The sequence below is a fragment of the Streptomyces malachitofuscus genome (assembly GCF_055571035.1).
The window spans coordinates 55,384-74,626 of the sequence record NZ_JBVIGA010000020.1 but is presented as its reverse complement, the minus strand read 5'-3'; the positions used below and the strand labels follow the sequence as shown (position 1 = coordinate 74,626).

General features: G+C 71.6%; 16 protein-coding genes. 10 read left to right on the top strand and 6 right to left on the bottom strand.

What is annotated here, in order from left to right:
- Nucleotides 1-19: 19 nt before the first annotated feature.
- The 4 genes from ACZ44S_RS26875 (at nucleotide 20) to ACZ44S_RS26860 (ending at nucleotide 3,892) form a co-directional block, all read left to right on the top strand.
- Nucleotides 20-964, top strand: a complete 945-nt coding sequence (locus ACZ44S_RS26875) for an RluA family pseudouridine synthase (RefSeq protein WP_466933328.1) — start codon at nucleotides 20-22, stop codon at nucleotides 962-964.
- Entirely contained in the window at nucleotides 961-1,428 is a 468-nt protein-coding gene (locus tag ACZ44S_RS26870; RefSeq protein WP_466933326.1) for a GNAT family N-acetyltransferase, read from the top strand. The genes ACZ44S_RS26875 and ACZ44S_RS26870 overlap by 4 nt, the downstream gene beginning before the upstream one ends.
- Nucleotides 1,429-1,515: 87 nt before the next feature.
- Nucleotides 1,516-3,102, top strand: coding sequence for a Na+/H+ antiporter (locus tag ACZ44S_RS26865; RefSeq protein WP_466933324.1), 1,587 nt, complete (start codon nucleotides 1,516-1,518; stop codon nucleotides 3,100-3,102).
- A gap of 49 nt (nucleotides 3,103-3,151) precedes the next feature.
- Nucleotides 3,152-3,892 (top strand): SDR family NAD(P)-dependent oxidoreductase, encoded by a 741-nt coding sequence (locus ACZ44S_RS26860; protein ID WP_466933322.1) that lies wholly within the window; start codon nucleotides 3,152-3,154, stop codon nucleotides 3,890-3,892.
- Here the strand turns inward: ACZ44S_RS26860 and ACZ44S_RS26855 are convergent.
- On the bottom strand, nucleotides 3,886-5,013 hold the full coding sequence (locus ACZ44S_RS26855; protein WP_466933320.1) for a mechanosensitive ion channel family protein: 1,128 nt from the start codon (nucleotides 5,011-5,013) through the stop codon (nucleotides 3,886-3,888). The two genes, ACZ44S_RS26860 and ACZ44S_RS26855, sit on opposite strands and share 7 nt — an antisense overlap.
- Nucleotides 5,014-5,121: 108 nt before the next feature.
- On the opposite strand from ACZ44S_RS26855, the gene ACZ44S_RS26850 reads away from it, so the two are divergent.
- Nucleotides 5,122-5,697 carry a dienelactone hydrolase family protein gene (locus ACZ44S_RS26850; protein WP_466933318.1) on the top strand — a complete coding sequence of 192 codons (576 nt, stop codon included), beginning with the start codon at nucleotides 5,122-5,124 and terminating at the stop codon, nucleotides 5,695-5,697.
- Nucleotides 5,698-5,716: 19 nt separating this feature from the next.
- Here ACZ44S_RS26850 and ACZ44S_RS26845 read toward each other — a convergent pair whose 3' ends face one another.
- From ACZ44S_RS26845 to ACZ44S_RS26830, 4 genes are all read right to left on the bottom strand, one after another.
- Nucleotides 5,717-7,399, bottom strand: coding sequence for an alkaline phosphatase D family protein (locus ACZ44S_RS26845; protein WP_466933316.1), 1,683 nt, complete (start codon nucleotides 7,397-7,399; stop codon nucleotides 5,717-5,719).
- Nucleotides 7,400-7,489: 90 nt separating this feature from the next.
- Entirely contained in the window at nucleotides 7,490-8,338 is an 849-nt protein-coding gene (locus tag ACZ44S_RS26840; RefSeq protein WP_466933314.1) for a thioredoxin domain-containing protein, read from the bottom strand.
- A gap of 83 nt (nucleotides 8,339-8,421) precedes the next feature.
- Nucleotides 8,422-9,126: a hypothetical protein gene (locus ACZ44S_RS26835; RefSeq protein ID WP_466933312.1), complete on the bottom strand. Its 705-nt coding sequence runs from the start codon at nucleotides 9,124-9,126 to the stop codon at nucleotides 8,422-8,424.
- 68 nt (nucleotides 9,127-9,194) lie between these two features.
- Entirely contained in the window at nucleotides 9,195-10,520 is a 1,326-nt protein-coding gene (locus ACZ44S_RS26830) for a DUF2252 domain-containing protein (RefSeq protein WP_466933310.1), read from the bottom strand.
- Nucleotides 10,521-10,726: 206 nt separating this feature from the next.
- Between ACZ44S_RS26830 and dnaE the strand changes: the two genes are divergently transcribed.
- Nucleotides 10,727-14,266, top strand: a complete 3,540-nt coding sequence (gene dnaE, locus ACZ44S_RS26825; protein WP_466933308.1) for a DNA polymerase III subunit alpha — start codon at nucleotides 10,727-10,729, stop codon at nucleotides 14,264-14,266.
- A gap of 96 nt (nucleotides 14,267-14,362) precedes the next feature.
- Here dnaE and ACZ44S_RS26820 read toward each other — a convergent pair whose 3' ends face one another.
- Nucleotides 14,363-14,530: a hypothetical protein gene (locus ACZ44S_RS26820; RefSeq protein ID WP_190162036.1), complete on the bottom strand. Its 168-nt coding sequence runs from the start codon at nucleotides 14,528-14,530 to the stop codon at nucleotides 14,363-14,365.
- A 222-nt stretch (nucleotides 14,531-14,752) separates the two neighbouring features.
- Between ACZ44S_RS26820 and ACZ44S_RS26815 the strand changes: the two genes are divergently transcribed.
- From ACZ44S_RS26815 to ACZ44S_RS26800, 4 genes are all read left to right on the top strand, one after another.
- Nucleotides 14,753-15,961 (top strand): NYN domain-containing protein, encoded by a 1,209-nt coding sequence (locus ACZ44S_RS26815; protein ID WP_466933306.1) that lies wholly within the window; start codon nucleotides 14,753-14,755, stop codon nucleotides 15,959-15,961.
- Nucleotides 15,962-16,477: 516 nt separating this feature from the next.
- Entirely contained in the window at nucleotides 16,478-17,452 is a 975-nt protein-coding gene (locus tag ACZ44S_RS26810; protein WP_466933486.1) for an ABC transporter ATP-binding protein, read from the top strand.
- An 86-nt stretch (nucleotides 17,453-17,538) separates the two neighbouring features.
- The gene (locus tag ACZ44S_RS26805) at nucleotides 17,539-18,360 is read left to right on the top strand and encodes an ABC transporter permease (protein WP_466933304.1); all 822 of its coding nucleotides are present in this window, start codon (nucleotides 17,539-17,541) and stop codon (nucleotides 18,358-18,360) included.
- Between the two features lie 34 nt (nucleotides 18,361-18,394).
- Nucleotides 18,395-19,120, top strand: coding sequence for an AAA family ATPase (locus tag ACZ44S_RS26800; protein WP_466933302.1), 726 nt, complete (start codon nucleotides 18,395-18,397; stop codon nucleotides 19,118-19,120).
- The last annotated feature ends 123 nt before the right edge of the window (nucleotides 19,121-19,243 follow it).

The window sequence follows — 19,243 nt, the reverse complement described above, 5'->3', positions numbered from 1 at the left end:
CGTCCGGCATACTCGACGGGTGAGCACGATTCCCGAGATCCGTACCCTGCCCGTGCCCGACGGCCTGGAAGGCGAGCGCGTCGACGCCGCCATTTCCCGGATGTTCGGCTTCTCCCGCACCAAGGCCGCCGAGCTCGCCGCGGCGGGGAAGGTCACGGTCGACGGATCGGTGGTCGGCAAGTCCGAGCGGGTCAGCGGCGGTGCCTGGCTCGAGGTGGAGATGCCGCAGGCGCCCGCGCCGGTGCAGGTCGTCGCCGAGCCGGTCGAGGGCATGGAGATCGTGCACGACGACGACGACGTCGTCGTGATCGTCAAGCCCGTCGGCGTCGCCGCGCACCCCTCGCCCGGCTGGACCGGTCCCACGGTGATCGGCGGTCTCGCCGCCGCCGGGTACCGCATCTCGACGTCCGGCGCCGCCGAGCGCCAGGGCATCGTGCACCGCCTGGACGTCGGCACCTCCGGGCTGATGGTGGTCGCCAAGTCGGAGTACGCGTACACGTCACTGAAGCGCCAGTTCAAGGAGCGCACGGTCGACAAGCGCTACCACACGCTCGTCCAGGGGCACCCCGACCCCACCAGCGGCACCATCGACGCCCCCATCGGCCGCCACCCGCAGCACGACTACAAGTGGGCGGTCACCGCCGACGGCAAGCCGTCCGTCACCCACTACGACCTCATCGAGGCCTTCCGCGCCGCCTCCCTCCTCGACGTCAAGCTGGAGACCGGCCGCACCCACCAGATCCGCGTCCACATGGCGGCCCACCGGCACCCCTGCGTCGGCGACCTCACCTACGGCGCCGACCCCACGCTCGCCAAGCGGCTGAAGCTGACCCGCCAGTGGCTGCACGCGGTGCGGCTCGGCTTCGAGCACCCCGGTGACGGGCAGTGGGTGGAGTTCGGCTGCGACTACCCCGAGGACCTGCAGAAGGCCCTGGACCAGGTCCGCGAGGAGACCTACGCATGACCCGCCCGTACGCCGTCCGCGTGGCGCACGAGCCGGCGGACCGCGAGGCGTGCTTCGCCGTGCGCAAGGACGTCTTCGTCGCCGAGCAGGGCGTCCCCCAGGACATCGAGTACGACGCACACGACGCCGGCGCCGTGCATGTGCTGGCGATCCGGGAAGACGGCACGCCGCTCGGCACCGGACGGCTGCTGCACGGCGCGGCGGCCGCGGCGAAGAACGGCGGTGACCCGGCGGTCGGCTGCCTGGGCCGGCTCGCGGTGACGCGCGAGGCGCGCGGTCTCGGCGTAGGCGCGGCCCTGGTGCGGGCCATCGAGGAGGCGGCTCGCGACCGCGGGCTCACCGCCGTCGACCTGCACGCGCAGACCCACGCCCTCGGCTTCTACGAGCGGCTGGGCTACGAGGCCTACGGCCCCGAGTTCCCCGACGCGGGGATGCCGCACCGGGCGATGCGGCGCGCGCTGTAGTCCGGATCCCGTGAACGCCCTGGTGGGACGGCGGCGTGGCAGGCTGGAAGGCCGCTGACCGATCGTCGACCCCCGGGAGCGCTGACCGTGGATCAGTTGGCCCTGCTCTTCGCCTTGTTGCTCGGGGCCGTGGTGAGCGTCCCCGTCGGGGAGCGGCTCCGGCTGCCGGCGCCGGTGCTGATGACGGTCCTCGGGATCGTGCTGGCGCTGCTGGAGTTCGTCCCGAACGTCGACGTCCCGCCGGAACTGATCCTTCCGCTGGTGTTGCCGCCCTTGCTCTACGCCGCCGTGCGCCGGACGTCCTGGCGCCAGTTCGCGGCGAACGTCCGGCCGATCCTCCTGCTGGCCGTGGCGCTGGTCTTCGTCACCACGCTGTGTGTGGCCGTCGTCGCCCACGCGATCGTGCCGGGGCTGCCGCTGGCCGCCGCCGTCGCCCTGGGCGCCCTGGTCGCGCCGCCCGACCCGGTCGCGGCGACCGCCGTCGCCGGGAAGCTGGGGCTGCCGCGCCGGCTGGTGTCGATCCTGGAGGGCGAGGGCCTGTTCAACGACGTCACCGCCATCGTGCTCTACCACGTGGCGATCGCCGCCGCCGTGAGCGGCACCTTCTCGCCCTGGGAGGCCGGTCTCGACCTGGTGCTGTCGGCCGTCGTGGCGGTCGTGGTCGGGCTCGTGCTCGGCTGGGGCACCAACAAGCTGATGAGCCTGCTCGGGGACCCCACCCTCCAGGTGGCCCTGACCCTCCTCGTGCCGTTCGCCTCCTACGTCCTGGCCGAGGAGCTGCACGGTTCCGGGGTGCTCGGGGTGCTCGTCACCGCGCTGTTCCTCGTGGAGTACGCCACCGACGCCGACGACGTCATGGCCCGGCTCGCCGGGCACACCTTCTGGGACATCGTGGACACCCTCGTCACCGGCGTGGCGTTCGGACTGGTCGGGCTCGAACTGCACAACGCGGTGGACACCGCGGAGGGCCACTGGGGCGAGCTGCTCACCTGGGCGGCGGCGGTCGTGGGCGTGGTCGTCCTGGTCCGGCTGGCGTGGCTGCTGCCGGCGACCTGGCTGACGAAGCGGCTGCACACCGCGCGGGACGTCGGCGAGGACATCCCGGTGAGCTGGCGCGAGACCGTGGTGATGTGGTGGTCGGGCATGCGCGGGGTGGCCTCCGTCGCGCTGGTCCTCGCCATTCCCCTCGAGACCGACAGCGGTGCCGACTTCCCCGCCCGGGGCGAGATGGTCTTCATCGCGTTCGGCGTGGTGCTGGCCACGCTGCTGGTGCAGGGACTGTCCCTGCCGTGGCTGGTGAACCGGCTCGGCGTGCGGGGCGACACCGGGCGCGAGAAGGAGTTCGAGCGTCAGCTGGCGATCCGGGCGGCGAAGGCGGCGAAGCGGAGGCTGCGGGAGATCGAGGACGTCGAGGACCTGCCGGAGGAGCTGTCCGAGCAGATGCTGCGCAGGTCCTACGACATCGGGCTGCGGATCAGCCCGGACATGGCGGACGACGAGCGGCGGGAGGCGACCCGGCAGCGGGCGCGGCGGCTGAAGCGGGTGCGGCGCATCGAGGCGGAGATGCTGAGCGCCGCCCGGCACGAGGTGCTGACGGCCCGCAGCGAGCAGGGCGCCGACCCCGAGGTGGTGGACCGGGTGCTGCGCCATCTGGACGTGCGGAGTCTGCGGTGAGCGCGCGCAGTGACCGGCGCCGGCGGCGGTCGGTTTGTAGGGTCTGGGCATGACTCGGAACGTTGTGATCAGCGGGGGCGGTACCGGCATCGGACTGGCCACCGCGCGGGTGTTCGCCGCGGACGGCGACCAGGTGCTGCTGCTCGGCCGGCGCAAGGACGTCCTGGAGCGTGCGGAGGTGCCGGGCGCCCTGACCTACGCCGCCGACCTGGCCGATCCGGAGGCCGTCCGGGGTGTGGCGGGCTTCGTGGGCCGCGAGTTCGGGGCCGTGGACGTACTGATCCACAGTGCCGGGGGCAACGGGCTGCTGGAACCCCCGGTCGGTGGCGACGACCCGCTCGACGCGGTCGCCCGCGACTGGACGGTCAACTTCCGGCTCAATGTGCTGACCGCCGTGCTCCTCACGGAGGCCTTGAAGGACCGTCTCGCCGAGCCCGGCGGCCGGGTGCTGTTCCTCAGCTCCATCGCGGCCTACCGCGGCTCCGGACGGGGGTCGTACGCGGCGGCCAAGGCGTCGCTGCACCCGTACGCCCATGACCTGGCCCGGAGTCTCGGTCCGCACGGCATCACCGTGAACGTGGTCGCCCCCGGCTACATCGAGGACACGGAGTTCTTCGGCGACGGCATGGACGAGGAGCGGCGGGCCCGGCTGGTCGCCGAGACGTCGGACAAGCGGCCGGGGACGCCCGGGGACGTCGCGGCGACCCTGCACTGGCTCGCCTCCCCGGGCGCCGGACACATCACCTCGCAGATCATCCAGGTCAACGGCGGCGCCGAACGCGGTCACTGAGGGCCGCTGCGCTCCCTCGGATGCTGGTGCACCCGGCGGGCCGCCGGTACACCGTCGGGGGAGCGCCGGCCGTTGGACCCGGGCGGCAGCACCGCGTCGGCCGCGTTGACCCGGGGCAGGGCGTAGGGGTGCTCGGCGGTCAGCCAGCGGATCATCTGCTCGCGGACCGTGACCCGCACCGTCCAGATGTCGTCCGCGTCCTTGGCCGTCGCCAGCGCCCGCACCTCCATGGTGCTGGGGGTGCTGTCCGTCACGGTCAGGTTGTAGGCGCGGCCGTCCCACGCCGGGCATTCACGGAGGATGTCGCGGAGCTTGTCCCGCATCGCGTCCAGCGGGGCCGAGTGGTCGAGGTGCCAGAAGACGGTGCCGGTCATCTGCGGGGTGCCGCGCGACCAGTTCTCGAACGGCTTGGACGTGAAGTACGACACCGGCATGGTGATCCGGCGCTCGTCCCAGGTGCGGACGGTCAGGAAGGTGAGGGTGATCTCCTCCACCGTGCCCCACTCGCCGTCCACGATCACCGTGTCGCCGATACGGACCATGTCGCCGAAGGCGATCTGCAGCCCGGCGAACATGTTGCCCAGCGTGGACTGGGCGGCCACACCGGCGACGATGCCGAGGATGCCGGCCGAGGCCAGCAGCGAGGCCCCGGCCGCGCGCATCGCGGGGAAGGTCAGCAGCATCGCGGCCACCGCCACCACCCCGACGACCGCGGTCACCACGCGCTGGATGAGTGTCACCTGGGTGCGCACCCGGCGCACCCGGGCGGGATCCCGCTCGCGATGGTTGCTGGCGTAGCGCGAGTACGACGTCTCGACGACCGCGGCCGCGATACGGATCGCCAGCCAGGCGGCCGCACCGATCAGCACCAGCGTCAGGATCCTGCCGACGGCGACCTCGTGGTCCGGCAGCAGCCGCGCCTCCTCGTACGACCCTCTGAGCAGCGCCGCGCAGAGGACCAGCTGGTAGGGGACACGGCCGCGGCGCAGCAGACCCCACAGCGGCGTCTCGTGGTGGCGTTCGTCGGCCTTGCGCAGCAGCAGATCGGTGGCCCAGCCGAGCAGCAGCGTGAGCACGACCGATCCGCCGACCACGATCAGTGGGCGGAGCACGTCATCCATGCTCCCGAACCTAACCGGCTCCGCGCGGGCATGAACATGTGACTTCCGTACCATCCCGGGTAGTGCCACGATCCGGGCTCCTCACACCCGGCTGGCACCATGGGCTGCATGAACATCATGCTCTTTCACTCGACCTACGGTGCGCGGCCCGCGGTGGCCCGTGCCGCCGACCGGCTGCGCGCGGCGGGACACGAGGTGTGGACGCCCGACCTCTTCGAGGGCCGCACGTTCGACTCGGTCGAGGAGGGCATGGCGTACAAGGAGGAGACCGGCAAGGACGAGCTGCTGAAGCGGGCGGTGCTGGCCGCCGCGCCCTACTCGGAGCGCGGGCTGGTGTACGCCGGATTCTCCTTCGGCGCCTCCGTCGCCCAGACGCTCGCCCTCGGCGACGAGAAGGCACGGGGGCTGCTGCTCCTGCACGGCACGTCCGACATCACGGAGAACACCACGGTGGACGAGCTGCCGGTGCAGCTGCACGTCGCCGAGCCCGACCCGTTCGAGACCGACGACTGGCTCACCGCCTGGTATCTGCTGATGGGCCGGGCCGGTGCCGACGTCGAGGTGTACCGGTACGCGGGCGCGGGCCACCTCTACACCGACCCGGACCTGCCGGACTACGACGAGGAGGCCGCCGAGGCCACCTGGCGGGTGGCTCTCGGCTTCCTCGAGTCGCTGGAGAGCTGAACCGGGCGGATCGGACCGGTCAGACCGGGTCGTAGGTGCGTTCGGCCTTCTGCGTGCCGCTGCGGGTGCGGTAGGAGCGGGCCCACGCCGCCGTGGCGTCCGTCTCCGTGCGGCTGGACAGCACGTAGTAGTCCATCTGCGCCCGCTCGGCGGTGATGTCCAGTACGCCGTAGCCGTGGCGGTCGGTGTCCACCCAGTGGACGTGCCGGTTGGCGGCCCGGATGAGCGGGGAGGCGAGCGCGGTGACGGTGCCCTCGGGAACCCTGACGATGTCGTCGAGGTTGTCGGAGGTGACCGAGGTGACGACGAACTCCGTGGCGGCGGAGGGCGACAGCGGATAGGTCCCGGCGTTCACCGGCACGTCGTTGGCCCACGCCATGTGGATGTCGCCGGTGAGGAAGACCGTGTTGCGGATGGCGTTCGCCCGCAGATGGGCGAGGAGTTCACGGCGGTCGTCGGTGTAGCCGTCCCACTGGTCGGTGTTGAGGGCGAGCCCTTCCTGCGGCAGGCCCAGCAGCTTCGCCAGGGGCTTCAGCAGGCTCGCGGGGAGGGAGCCCACCGAGAACGGCGAGATCATCACCGAGGTGCCGACCAGCCGCCAGGTGGTGTCGGAGGCCGCAAGACCCGCCTTCAGCCAGTCCAGCTGGGCACGTCCGGTGAGCGTGCGGTCCGGGTCGTCGACGTCGCCGTCGCCGGTGGAGACCTGCTGGGAACGGAACGAGCGCAGATCCAGCAGGGACAGGTCGGCGAGCTTGCCGAAGCGCAGCCGGCGGTAGGTGGTGCCGGCCAGCGCGGGGCGTACCGGCATCCACTCGAAGTAGGCCTGCTTGGCGGCTGCCTGGCGGGCGGCCCAGGTGCCCTCCGCGCCCTCGGTGTGGTTCCCGGCACCGCCCGACCAGGTGTCGTTGGCGATCTCGTGGTCGTCCCAGATGGCGACGACCGGCGCCTTGGCGTGCAGTGCCTGGAGGTCGGGGTCGGTCTTGTACGTGGCGTGCCGGACGCGGTAGTCGGCGAGGGTGACGATCTCGTGGGCGGGTGCGTGCGGACGGACGGCCGAGCCGCGGGTGCCGTACTCGCCGGTGGCGTACTCGTAGATGTAGTCGCCCAGGTGCAGCCAGGCGTCCAGGTCGCTGCGGGCCGCGAGATGGCGGTACGCGGAGAAGTGCCCGGCCTCCCAGTTGGAGCAGGACACCACACCGAAGCGGAGACCGGGCACGGCGGCGTCGGCCGCCGGGGCGGTGCGGGTGCGGGCGGCGGGTGAGTCGGTGCCGCCGGAGGAGAAGCGGAACCAGTAGTCGGTGGCCGGTTGCAGGCCGCGGATGTCCGCCTTGACGGTGTGGTCGGAGGCGGCGGTGGCGAGGGTCGAGCCCTGCGCGACGACGTCGGTGAACGCCTTGTCCCGGGCGACGGTCCAGCTCACCTCGGTGTCGGGGCCGAGCCCCGAGCCGGGTATCGCTTCCGGTAGCGGGGTCACCCGGGTCCAGAGCAGGATGCCGTCCGGCAGCGGATCGCCGGAGGCGACCCCGTGCAGGAAGGCGGGGGCCTGCCGGGCCGCCCGGGCGGGCAGCGCGGCGGCGAGCGGTCCGGCCAGCGCCGCGGTGGCGGCGGCTGCCTTGACGACCGTACGGCGGCGCGGGGACAGGGAGTCGGCGTCCGCGGTGGCGGAGACCGCGCTCTCGGATGATCTGTGTCGACTGGTCACAGCCGAACAGGTTACTGACAGGTACACGCCAGAGCGGGCGAACTCGCAAAAGTTCGCCCGCTCTTCGGCAAGCCGTCGTCCGGCCGGGGTTCAGCCCTTGAGCGCCTTGTCGACCGCCGTGTTGAACTCGTCGGGTGTCATGGGCGCGTTCCGGCCGTCCGAGCCCGTGAGCTTCTTGCCGTCCATCACGAGGCTCGGCGTGCCGTTCACCTCGTCCTCGTTGGTGTTGAAGGTGTGGGACATGGCCAGGGCCCAGGCGTCGAACGTGCCCTTCCTGACCGCGTCCTGGAACTTCTTGTTGTTCTTCAGGGCGTCGACCGAGTTGCCTATCTTGATGATGTAGTCGTCGTCCTTGAGCTTGTCCTGCGACTCCTCGGGGTGGAACTCGGCCGAGTAGAGCGCTTCCTTGAACTCCAGGAACGCCTCCGGGCTCACGTTCAGTGCCGCCCCCAGGGCGCTCATCGCGTTCTTGGAGCCCTCGCCGTTGGAACCGACCTTCATCTGGTCGCCGTCCCCGGTGTCACCGTCGAGGAACGTGCCGCCGATGAACTGGATCTTGTACTTGCCGGCTTCGTAATCCTTCAGGAGGGTCGGGCCGACCGACTGCTCGAACGAGGCGCAGATCGGGCAGCGCGGATCCTCGTACAGTTTCAGAGTCTTCTTGGCGCTGTCCTTGCCGAGCACGACGGTCGTGCCGTTCTCACCCGAGGTGTTGGCCGGGGCGACGATCTTCTTGTCCAGGGCGGCCTCCCAGGCGCTGGGCTTGTTGGCCTGGACGACCGCGTAGCCGATGCCGCCGGCCGCGGCCAGGACGCCCACGACCGAGAGGGCGACCACGATCTGCCGCTTGGCCTTCGCCTGCTTCGCCTGGCGCTCGCGCTCCTGGCGCAGTCGCTCTCGGGCCGCCGTCTTCGCCGCCTGGCTGTTCCGCTTGCTCATGGTGATGTCTCCACGGGGGACGCACACGGTCGTGTGCGGGATACGTAAGGGGGACTGCTGGTGCTCGGGTCGGGCCGCCGGCCTCAGGCGCGGGCGGCGACGGAGCACGGCGGTCCGCGCCGTCCCAGGGAGTGCGCGAGCAGCAGCGTCCGGGCGACGGCGGTGCGGCGGACCGGGCGGCCCGGACGCAGCGCACCGGGGGCCCGGCGCACGGTCACCGCCGCGACCGCCAGCAGCAGCGGACGGAACGTCGTCGCGGCGACCGCGCTCAGCAGCTGCGCCAGCGCCTGTTCGCCGCGGCGCAGCCAGGCGGCGGCCAGCAGGCCCACCCCGATGTGCGCGCCGAGCAGCATCCAGGCGGTGGCCGGGTCGGCCTGGGCGAGCAGTGCCGCCAGCCGGTCGCCGCCCTCGGCCGCGGGTCCGGTGACCCGGGCGAGCGGCGCGCCCACGCTGGTGCCGTCGCCGCACAGCACATCGAAGCCGACGGAGCGCAGCGGCCCCGCGACGGGCCCGCCCAACTGGCCGTAGCAGACGTGCTGGCCGGTGGTGAAGACCGTGTCGGCGGCCAGCTCCAGCGGGATCAGCAGGGCGGCGATCCGCCCGAAGGAACGCTCCCGCCCCGCCAGGGCGTACGCCGGCAGGAACACGGCGGCGGCGACCGCGGCCACCGTGTTCACCGGCAGCGGAGCCCCGGACAGCAGCACGTGCGACGCGCTGCTGAGCGTCACGACGACTGCCGTGAACAGCGCCGCGCGGACGGCTCTGAGCTGGGTTCCGGATATGTCCATGGCGGGAACGAGTGTGTCACGTGCTCCGGTAAGGGATCCCTAAAGGGTTCCTGTGGATGCCCCGATGGTTACAGTCCCGGAATCCTGCCGTTGCGGAACAGGTCCAGGAAGATCTGGTGGTCGGCGCGTGCGCGGGCGCCGTAGGCGTGGGCGAAGTCCACCAGCAGCGGGATCAGGGAGTCCTCGTCGGCGGCGATCGCCGCGTCGATGGCGCGCTCGGTGGAGAACGGCACCAGGGACTCGCCGGAGGTGTCGTCCGCCGCCGCGTGCATCGCCGCCGTGGCACGGCCCAGGTCGGCGACGACCAGGGCGATCTCGTCCGGGTCGTCGATGTCGCTCCAGTCCAGGTCCACCGCGTACGGAGAGACCTCGGCGACCAGCTGGCCCGAGCCGTCCAGCTCCGTCCAGCCCAGCCACGGGTCGGCGTGCGCCTGGAGGGCGCGCTGGGAGATCACCGTGCGGTGCCCCTCGTGCTGGAAGTAGTCCCGGATCGCCGGGTCGGTGATGTGCCGGGAGACCGCGGGGGTCTGGGCCTGCTTGATGTAGATCACGACATCGTTCTCCAGGGCGTCGCTGTGCCCCTCCAGCAGGATGTTGTAGGACGGCAGCCCGGCCGAGCCGATGCCGATGCCGCGGCGGCCCACGACGTCCTTCACGCGGTAGGAGTCCGGGCGGGCCAGCGAGGCGTCCGGCAGCGTCTCCAGATAGCCGTCGAAGGCCGCGAGCACCTTGTAGCGCGTGGCGGCGTCCAGCTCGACGGCGCCGCCGCCGGAGGAGAAGCGGCGCTCGAAGTCGCGGATCTCGGTCATCGAGTCCAGCAGCCCGAACCGGGTCAGCGAGCGGGCGTCGCGCAGCGCGTCGAGCAGCGGGCCCTGGGCGGTGTCCAGGGTGAAGGGCGGGACCTCGTCGCTCTTCGCGCCGGTGGCCAGCGCGTGGATGCGCTCCCGGTAGGCGGCCGCGTAGATCGTGACCAGCTCGCCGATCTGCTCGTCGCTGAGCGCCTTGGCGTAGCCGATCAGCGCCACGGAGGCCGCGAAGCGCTTGAGGTCCCAGGTGAAGGGGCCGACGTAGGCCTCGTCGAAGTCGTTGACGTTGAAGACCAGGCGGCCGTTGGAGTCCATGTACGTGCCGAAGTTCTCCGCGTGGAGATCGCCGTGGATCCACACGCGTGAGGTGCGCTCGTCCAGGTAGGGCCCGCCGCGCCGCTCGGCGTCCAGATCGTGGTAGAAGAGGCACGCCGTCCCGCGGTAGAAGGCGAACGCCGACGCCGCCATCTTCCGGAACTTCACCCGGAACGCGGCCGGGTCGGCGGCCAGGAGCTCGCCGAAGGCGGTGTCGAGGACGGCGAGGATCTCCTCACCGCGGTGCTCGTCGTTGAGCTGCGGGACCGACATCGCTTTGTGCCTCCAGGTGCGGAATTCTCGGGACGGGGCTGGTCCGTCCCCTGCCTAACGTGCGACGCGTCACGGGAGTGCCCGCGCCACCGCCCGAAGGTACGTCGGGACGGGCTCGTGGTGTCAGTCCCTGGGCATAGACTTCGACGCTGACCCCCGGACCGTCCGCCCGCCCGTCACCGCCTGTTCTCCCAGGAGGCCGCACCGTGTCAAAGCCGCCGTTCACGCACCTGCACGTCCACACCCAGTACTCGCTGTTGGACGGTGCCGCGCGGCTGAAGGACATGTTCGACGCCTGCAACGAGATGGGCATGACGCACATCGCGATGTCCGACCACGGCAACCTGCACGGGGCGTACGACTTCTTCCATTCCGCCCAGAAGGCCGGAGTCACCCCGATCATCGGGATCGAGGCGTATGTCGCCCCCGAGTCCCGGCGCAACAAGCGCAAGATCCAGTGGGGCCAGCCGCACCAGAAGCGGGACGACGTCTCCGGTTCCGGTGGTTACACCCACAAGACGATGTGGGCGGTGAACAGCACCGGACTGCACAACCTCTTCCGGCTCTCCTCCGACGCGTACGCCGAGGGCTGGCTGCAGAAGTGGCCCCGGATGGACAAGGAGACCATCGCGCGGTGGTCCGAGGGCATCGTCGCGTCCACCGGCTGCCCCTCCGGCGAGGTGCAGACCCGGCTGCGGCTCGGCCACTTCGACGAGGCCCTCAAGGCGGCCGCCGACTACCAGGACATCTTCGGCAAGGACCGCTACTTCCTGGAGCTGATGGACCACGGCATCGAGATCGAGCACCGGGTCCGCGACGGTCTGCTGGAGATCGGCAAGAAGCTCGGCATCCCCCCGCTGGTCACCAACGACTCGCACTACACGTACGCGCACGAGGCGGGCGCCCACGACGCGCTGCTGTGCATCCAGACCGGCAAGAACCTCTCCGACCCCGACCGCTTCAAGTTCGACGGCACCGGCTACTACCTGAAGTCCACCGACGAGATGTACGCCATCGACTCGTCGGACGCCTGGCAGCAGGGCTGCGCCAACACCCGGCTGATCGCCGAGATGGTCGACACCACGGGCATGTTCGAAAAGCGCGACCTGATGCCCAGGTTCGACATCCCGGAGGGCTACACCGAGGTCAGCTGGTTCCGCGAGGAGACCATGCGGGGCATGCACCGCCGGTTCCCCGACGGCATCCCGGACGACCGCATGAAGCAGGTCGAGTACGAGATGGACACCATCATCTCGATGGGCTTCCCGGGCTACTTCCTCGTGGTCGCCGACTTCATCATGTGGGCGAAGAAGCAGGGCATCGCGGTCGGCCCCGGCCGTGGCTCCGCGGCCGGCTCGATCGTGGCCTACGCCCTCGGCATCACCGACCTCGACCCGATCCCGCACGGCCTGATCTTCGAGCGGTTCCTCAACCCCGAGCGCATCTCCATGCCCGATGTCGACATCGACTTCGACGAGCGCCGGCGCGTCGAGGTGATCCGGTACGTGACGGAGAAGTACGGCGCCGACAAGGTCGCCATGATCGGCACCTACGGCACCATCAAGGCCAAGAACGCCATCAAGGACTCCGCGCGCGTGCTGGGCTACCCGTACGCGATGGGCGACCGGCTCACCAAGGCGATGCCCGCCGACGTCCTCGGCAAGGGCATCCCGCTGTCCGGCATCACGGACCCGAACCACCCCCGGTACTCGGAGGCGGGCGAGATCCGCGGGATGTACGAGAACGAGCCGGACGTGAAGAAGGTGATCGACACCGCGCGCGGTGTGGAGGGCCTGGTCCGGCAGATGGGCGTGCACGCCGCCGGCGTGATCATGTCCAGCGAGACCATCACCGACCACGTCCCGGTCTGGGTGCGGCACACCGACGGCGTGACCATCACGCAGTGGGACTACCCGAGCTGCGAGTCGCTCGGCCTGCTGAAGATGGACTTCCTGGGCCTGCGCAACCTGACCATCATGGACGACGCCGTCAAGATGGTGAAGGCCAACAAGGGCGTCGACATCGACCTGCTGTCGCTGCCCCTGGACGACCCCACGACCTTCGAACTCCTCCAGCGCGGCGACACCCTCGGCGTGTTCCAGTTCGACGGCGGACCGATGCGCTCCCTGCTCCGGCTGATGAAGCCGGACAACTTCGAGGACATCTCCGCCGTGTCGGCCCTGTACCGGCCGGGCCCGATGGGCATGAACTCGCACACCAACTACGCCCTGCGCAAGAACGGCCAGCAGGAGATCACACCGATCCACCCCGAGCTGGAGGCGCCGCTCAAGGAGGTCCTGGACGTCACCTACGGCCTCATCGTGTACCAGGAGCAGGTGCAGAAGGCCGCCCAGATCATCGCCGGCTACTCGCTCGGCGAGGCCGACATCCTCCGCCGCGTGATGGGCAAGAAGAAGCCCGAGGAGCTGGCGAAGAACTTCACCATCTTCCAGGCCGGCGCCCGCAGGAACGGCTACAGCGACGAGGCCATCCAGGCGCTGTGGGACGTGCTGGTGCCCTTCGCCGGATACGCCTTCAACAAGGCGCACTCGGCCGCGTACGGACTGGTGTCGTACTGGACCGCCTATCTGAAGGCGAACCACCCCGCCGAGTACATGGCCGCGCTGCTCACCTCGGTGAAGGACGACAAGGACAAGTCGGCGATCTACCTCAACGAGTGCCGCCGCATGGGCATCAAGGTGCTCCCGCCGAACGTCAACGAGTCGGTGCACAACTTCGCCGCCCAGGGTGACGACGTGATCCTCTTCGGCCTGGAGGCCGTGCGCAACGTCGGCACCAACGTGGTCGAGTCGATCATCAAGTGCCGCAAGGCCAAGGGGAAGTACACCTCCTTCCCCGACTACCTCGACAAGGTCGACGCGGTCGTCTGCAACAAACGCACCACCGAGTCGCTGATCAAGGCAGGTGCCTTCGACGAGCTGGGGCACACCCGCAAGGGCCTCACCGCCCAGTACGAACCGATGATCGACAACGTGGTCGCGGTGAAGCGCAAGGAGGCCGAGGGCCAGTTCGACCTCTTCGGCGGCATGGGCGAGCAGGAGACCAGCGAGCCGGGCTTCGGTCTCGACGTCACCTTCACCGACGACGAGTGGGACAAGACGTACCTCCTCGCGCAGGAGCGCGAGATGCTCGGCCTGTACGTCTCCGACCACCCGCTGTTCGGCCTGGAGCACGTGCTGTCCGACAAGGCCGACGCGGGCATCTCGCAGCTCACCGGCGGTGACTTCGGCGACGGGGCGGTGGTCACCATCGGCGGGATCATCTCGGGCCTGCAGCGCAAGATGACCAAGCAGGGCAACGCCTGGGCGATCGCCACGGTGGAGGACCTCGCGGGCTCCATCGAGTGCATGTTCTTCCCGGCGACGTACCAGCTCGTCTCGACACAACTGGTCGAGGACGCCGTGGTCTTCGTCAAGGGGCGGCTCGACAAGCGGGAGGACGTGCCGCGGCTGGTCGCCATGGAGCTGATGGTCCCCGACCTGTCCAACGCGGGCACCAACGCACCCGTGGTGCTCACGATCCCGGCGACGCGCGTGACGCCGCCGATGGTCAGCCGGCTCGGTGAGATCCTCACGCACCACAAGGGCGACAGCGAGGTCCGGATCAAGCTCCAGGGGCCGACGAAGACGACGGTGCTGCGCCTCGACCGGCACCGCGTCAAGCCGGACCCGGCGCTCTTCGGCGATCTGAAGGTCCTCCTCGGACCGTCCTGCCTCGCGGGCTAGCGGATCCCGTCCGGCCCGCGCGCGCGAGGGGCGCACCCTGTGGTGGGTGCGCCCCTCGTTGCCGTACCCGGGCCGCAACGGCCCGTCACGCGGATGTCAGTTGTGGCCGAAGCGCTTCTGCCGGCCCTTGCCTCGGCCCACCTCGCCGGGCATGACCTGCGTGGTGCGCTGCTCGTCCGGCGTCTCCATCGTGGACGGCTGCGACGTGCGCGGGGTGCGCTCGGCCTGGGGCTGCTTACGGTCACGGTTCTTGTTCTTGGCCATGGTGATGCCTCCTGTGGGGGACTAGGGGCCAGGGCCGAATTCAGATTCACACAGCCCGATAACCCACGCATGTCGGACAATTACCGTGTGTGACCGCTGAAGGGTCGGGGAGGAAGTGTGGAAACGCCACGCCGAAGATCGAGTTCGGGCCGTTAACCCCGGCGTGGTCGGGCAGACTCGAAGCAAGCCCGAAGCAAACCTCCCGGAAAGAGGGTGGATCGCGTGGACCGCTGCATCGTCCTGGTGGACGCCGGGTATCTGCTGGGGGCCGCCGCCAGTCTCCTCGCCGGAGAGCCTTCGCGGTCCCGCATCACCGTGGACCACACGGCCCTCATCCAGGGGCTGCGCGACCGCGCCGAGAACGACACGCGGCAGCCCCTGCTGCGCATCTACTGGTTCGACGGCGCCCCCGACCGCGTCCCGCAGCCCGAGCACCGCAGGCTGCGCGTGATGCCCCGGGTCACCGTCCGGCTGGGGGCGCTGACCCGCAGCGACGGCCGCTGGGCGCAGAAGGGTGTCGACGCCGCGATGCACGCCGAGCTGACGGAGCTGGCCCGCAACCGCGCCTGCTCCGACATCGTGCTGGTCACCGGGGACGGTGATCTGCTGCCCGGGATGATGGCGGCCAAGGAGCACGGCGTCGCCGTCCACCTGTGGGCCGTGCAGGCCGCCGACGGCGACTACAACCAGTCCGAGGACCTGGTGGCCGAGGCCGACGAACGCCGGGTGCTGGACCGGGCGTGGATCACCCAGGCGGTACGGGCCAAGGAGTTCACCGGCGTGTGCGCACCGGCGCCCGCGCCCCGTCCCGAGATCGCCGCGATCCTCTCCGCACCGCTGCCGGACTCCGCGCTCGCCGCGGCGGCCGAGCGGACGGCGCAGGAACCGCAGCACCCGGGCGCCGCCGCGCACAATGGCACCGCCGAGCGGGCGCCCACCGCGAAGGGGGTGCCCACCCCGAAGGACCTGGCGGCGCTGCGCAGCCCCGGCCCGCACCAGCCCCAGCAGCCCTCCTCCGCGACGCTGCGCTGGTCGTCCGACAAGGGCTGGGTGGACCGGCCCGTCGCCGAGCCGCCCGACGCCGCGTCCATGCCGACGCTCGCCCAGCTGACCACGGCGGAGCAGCGGTGGGCCGACCGCGAGGAGGACATCACCACCGTCGGCGGGGACCCCTTCGAGGTGGGGCAGGTCTTCGCCCGGCGCTGGGTGGAGCGGCTCGGTGACCAGAGCCACATCCAGAAACTGTCCGCGATGTACCCGCGCATCCCGCACCGGGTCGACGGCGAGCTGCTGCGCTACGCGGCCCGCTTCGGGCTGCTCGCCCACAAGGACGACCAGATCGACGAGCGCGACCGGTACGCCATCCGGGCGGGCTTCTGGCGCGAACTGGACCTGCGTACCGGCACGGAACGGGCTCCCGCCGGGGAGTGAGGGGCCAGGGCGCGCCCCGGCGGCCCGGTTCCGCGGGCTCCGCCCCCACGCCCCTCACCAGGCGGCTCCCGCCCCCTGGACCCCTGGCCTGCGCCCGCCCACCATTCGACGTGGTGGGCTGTAGGGGCGGGCCGCGGTGCGCCCTCGGGGGCCCCGCCCCTGCGCCCCCGCCAGAGGGCTCCCGCCCCCTGAACCCCCGGGTCTCCGCCTGTCCGCCGCCCGACGCGGTGCGCCCTCGGGGGTCCCGCCCCTGCGCCTCCGTCAGAGGGCTTCCGCCCTGTGGACCCCCCGGTCTCCGCCTGTTTGCCGTCCGGCGCGGTGGGCTGTAGGGGTGGGCCGTGGCGTCGGCCTGTGTGCCGGGGGTTCCGGCGGTGGCGTGGGCTGCGGGGGTTCGGAGGGGTATGGCGTGAATGCGGGGCAGGGGTGCCCCGGAAGCCGGACCGGCCCGCCGACCCCGTAGGCTCGTCCCTTGTGAGTACGCGCGCGGCACAGGGCTTCCGGCAGGGTGGTGATGTCGTGTGTGCGGTGCGCGGGCTGACCAAGACCTACCCGGCGGTGCGCGGCCGGCGCGGGGTGCCCGCGACGCCCGAGGTCAGGGCCACCGACGACGTGGCGCTCGACATCCGGCGCGGTGAGATCTTCGGACTGCTCGGACCGAACGGCGCCGGCAAGTCCACTCTCGTACGCCAGCTGACCGGCCTGATGCGGCCCGACAGCGGCAGCGTGGACATCCTCGGCCACGACATCGTGCGCCACCCCGAGCGGGCCTCCCGCATCCTCGCCTATCTCGGCCAGGAGTCCAGCGCCCTCGACGAACTGACCGTGTCCCTCGCCGCCGAGACCACCGGCCGGCTGCGCGGGCTCGACGCGCGCCGGGCGCGGGCCGAGCGGGACGACGTCCTCGAAGAACTGGGGCTCGCCCCGCTCGCCGGGCGCCCGCTGCGGAAGCTCTCCGGGGGCCAGCGCCGGCTCGCCTGCTTCGCCGCCGCGCTGGTGGGGGAGCGCCCCCTGCTGGTGCTCGACGAGCCCACCACCGGCATGGACCCGGTGGCCCGGCGCGCGGTGTGGTCCGCCGTCGACCGGCGCCGCGCCGAGCACGGCTCGACCGTCCTGCTGGTCACCCACAACGTCATCGAGGCCGAGACCGTCCTCGACCGGGTCGCGGTCCTCGACCGCGGACGGGTCATCGCCTGCGACACACCGTCCGGGCTCAAGGAGCAGGTCGCCGGCGAGGTCCGGGTCGACCTGGTGTGGCGCGAGGCCGCGCCCCTGCACGTGCCCGAGGTCGCGGCGCTGCGCGACCGGGTCGTCGAGTCCGGCCGTCGCTGGACGCTGCGGCTGGCGCCCGAGGAGGCCCGCGCGGTCGTCGCCACCGTCACCGGCGGGGCCGCCTTCGCCGCCCTGGACGACTTCACGCTGGCCACGCCCAGCCTGGAGGACGTCTACCTGGCGCTGGGCGGCGCCGTACGGCAGGGACTGGTGAAGGCGTGAGCACACGGGCCGTGTCATCCGTAGGGAACAGGGCGACCGCCGGAGCGGATCCGGGCGAACCTCCGACCGAAGGGGAGCAGCACGACGTGAGTGTCGTACGCGCCGAAGTCCTGCCGGGAGGTGCCCTGGCCGTGGAGGAGGCCGCGCCGGAGGCGGCCGAGCTCGGCCCCCGGGCACGGCTGTGGCCGTCGCTGGCCGCCGTGTACCGGGCGCAGCTCTCCCGGGCCCGGGTCGCGCGGATCCCGCTGCTGTTCGTGGCGACGTTCCAGTCGATCGGCATCATGATCCTGATGCGTGGGGTCGTGGACGGCGGTGGCGAGGCGCAGGCCGTGGTCGCCGGGTCGGCGGTGCTGGTCGTCGCGTTCGTCGCGCTGAACCTTCTCGCGCAGTACTTCGGCCAGCTGAGGGCCAGCGGCGGGCTCGACCACTACGCCACCCTGCCCGTGCCGCCGGCGGCCGTGGTGCTGGGCGCTGCGGGCGCGTACGCGTCCTTCACCGTGCCGGGGACCGTGGTGACCGCCGTCTTCGGCTGCGCGCTGTTCGGGCTGCCGCTGGCGCACCTGTGGATCCTGATCGCGGTGATCCCGCTCGCGGGCGCCGCACTGGCCGGGCTCGGAGCGGCCCTCGGTCTGCTCGCGCCCCGGCCGGAGCTGGCCACCCTGCTCGGCCAGCTCGGCATGTCCGCGGCACTGCTGCTGGGCGTGCTGCCGCCGGAGCGGATGCCGGAGGCGGTGCGCCTCGCCCGTGACCTGCTGCCGTCGACGTACGGCGTCGAGGCCTTCGCGCGGACCTTCGGACCGCACCCCGACTGGGCCCGCGTCCTCGGTGACCTCGCCGTCTGCGGGGTGGTCGGCGTGATCTCGCTGGCCGTGGCGACGTGGGCGTACCGCAGGGCAGCCGTCCGGTGACGCGCCGCACAGCCGGGCCTGGCACGATGGCAGGGTGAGCGCTCCACTGACACCACCACCGCCCCCGCACGAGCATTCCGCGCAGGACGCGTGGGAGCCGCCGTCCGACGGGCCCGCGGCCGACTCGGCCCGGCACGCCGGCGCCTCCGCGTACCCCGGGCACCCTGGGTATCCCGGGTATCCCGGTCCCGGGGGTCCCCGGCACGGCTGGTGGCACGACCCGGACGGTCCCGGCATGAGGCAGGAACTGCGGGAGGCCGCCGTGACCGCGGTGGCGGTGGCCCTCGGCGGGGTGCTGCTCGGGGTGCTGTGGTGGTGGCTGGCACCGCGCGTTCCGCTGGTGGGTGACGTGGTCGGCGACAACTGGGCCGTCTATCTCGAGGACTCCGAGGGCGAGCAGGGCATCGGGGTGGACGGGACGTTCACGCTGCTCGCTCTGGCATTCGGTGCGGTGAGTGCGCTGGTCGTGTTCCTGGTGCGGCGGCGCGGCGGTGTGCCGCTGGTGGTGGCGCTGGCGGTGGGAGGACTGCTGGGGTCCGTGCTGGCGTGGCGGCTGGGGGTGTGGCTCGGGCCGGCACAGGACGTGATCGCGCAGGCGAAGAGCGTGGGCAAGGGGGTGACCTTCGACGCGCCGTTGGAGCTGGGTGCGAAGGGGGCGCTGCTGGCGTGGCCGTTCGCGGGGCTGGTGTTGCATCTGGGGTTGACGGCGTTGTTCGGGCCGCGGGATCCGGAGCAGTTCGCTCCGCGGGTGGAGGCGTAGGTTTCCGGGCTGCCCGGGGTGCCGCTGGGCGGGGGTGGGTCGCGCAGCCCGGCGAGTGCGGGGTGCCGTCGCGCCCACCCGTGCCCGCCCTGCGGCACGATTGCCCGCGGCGTGTGGAGGGGT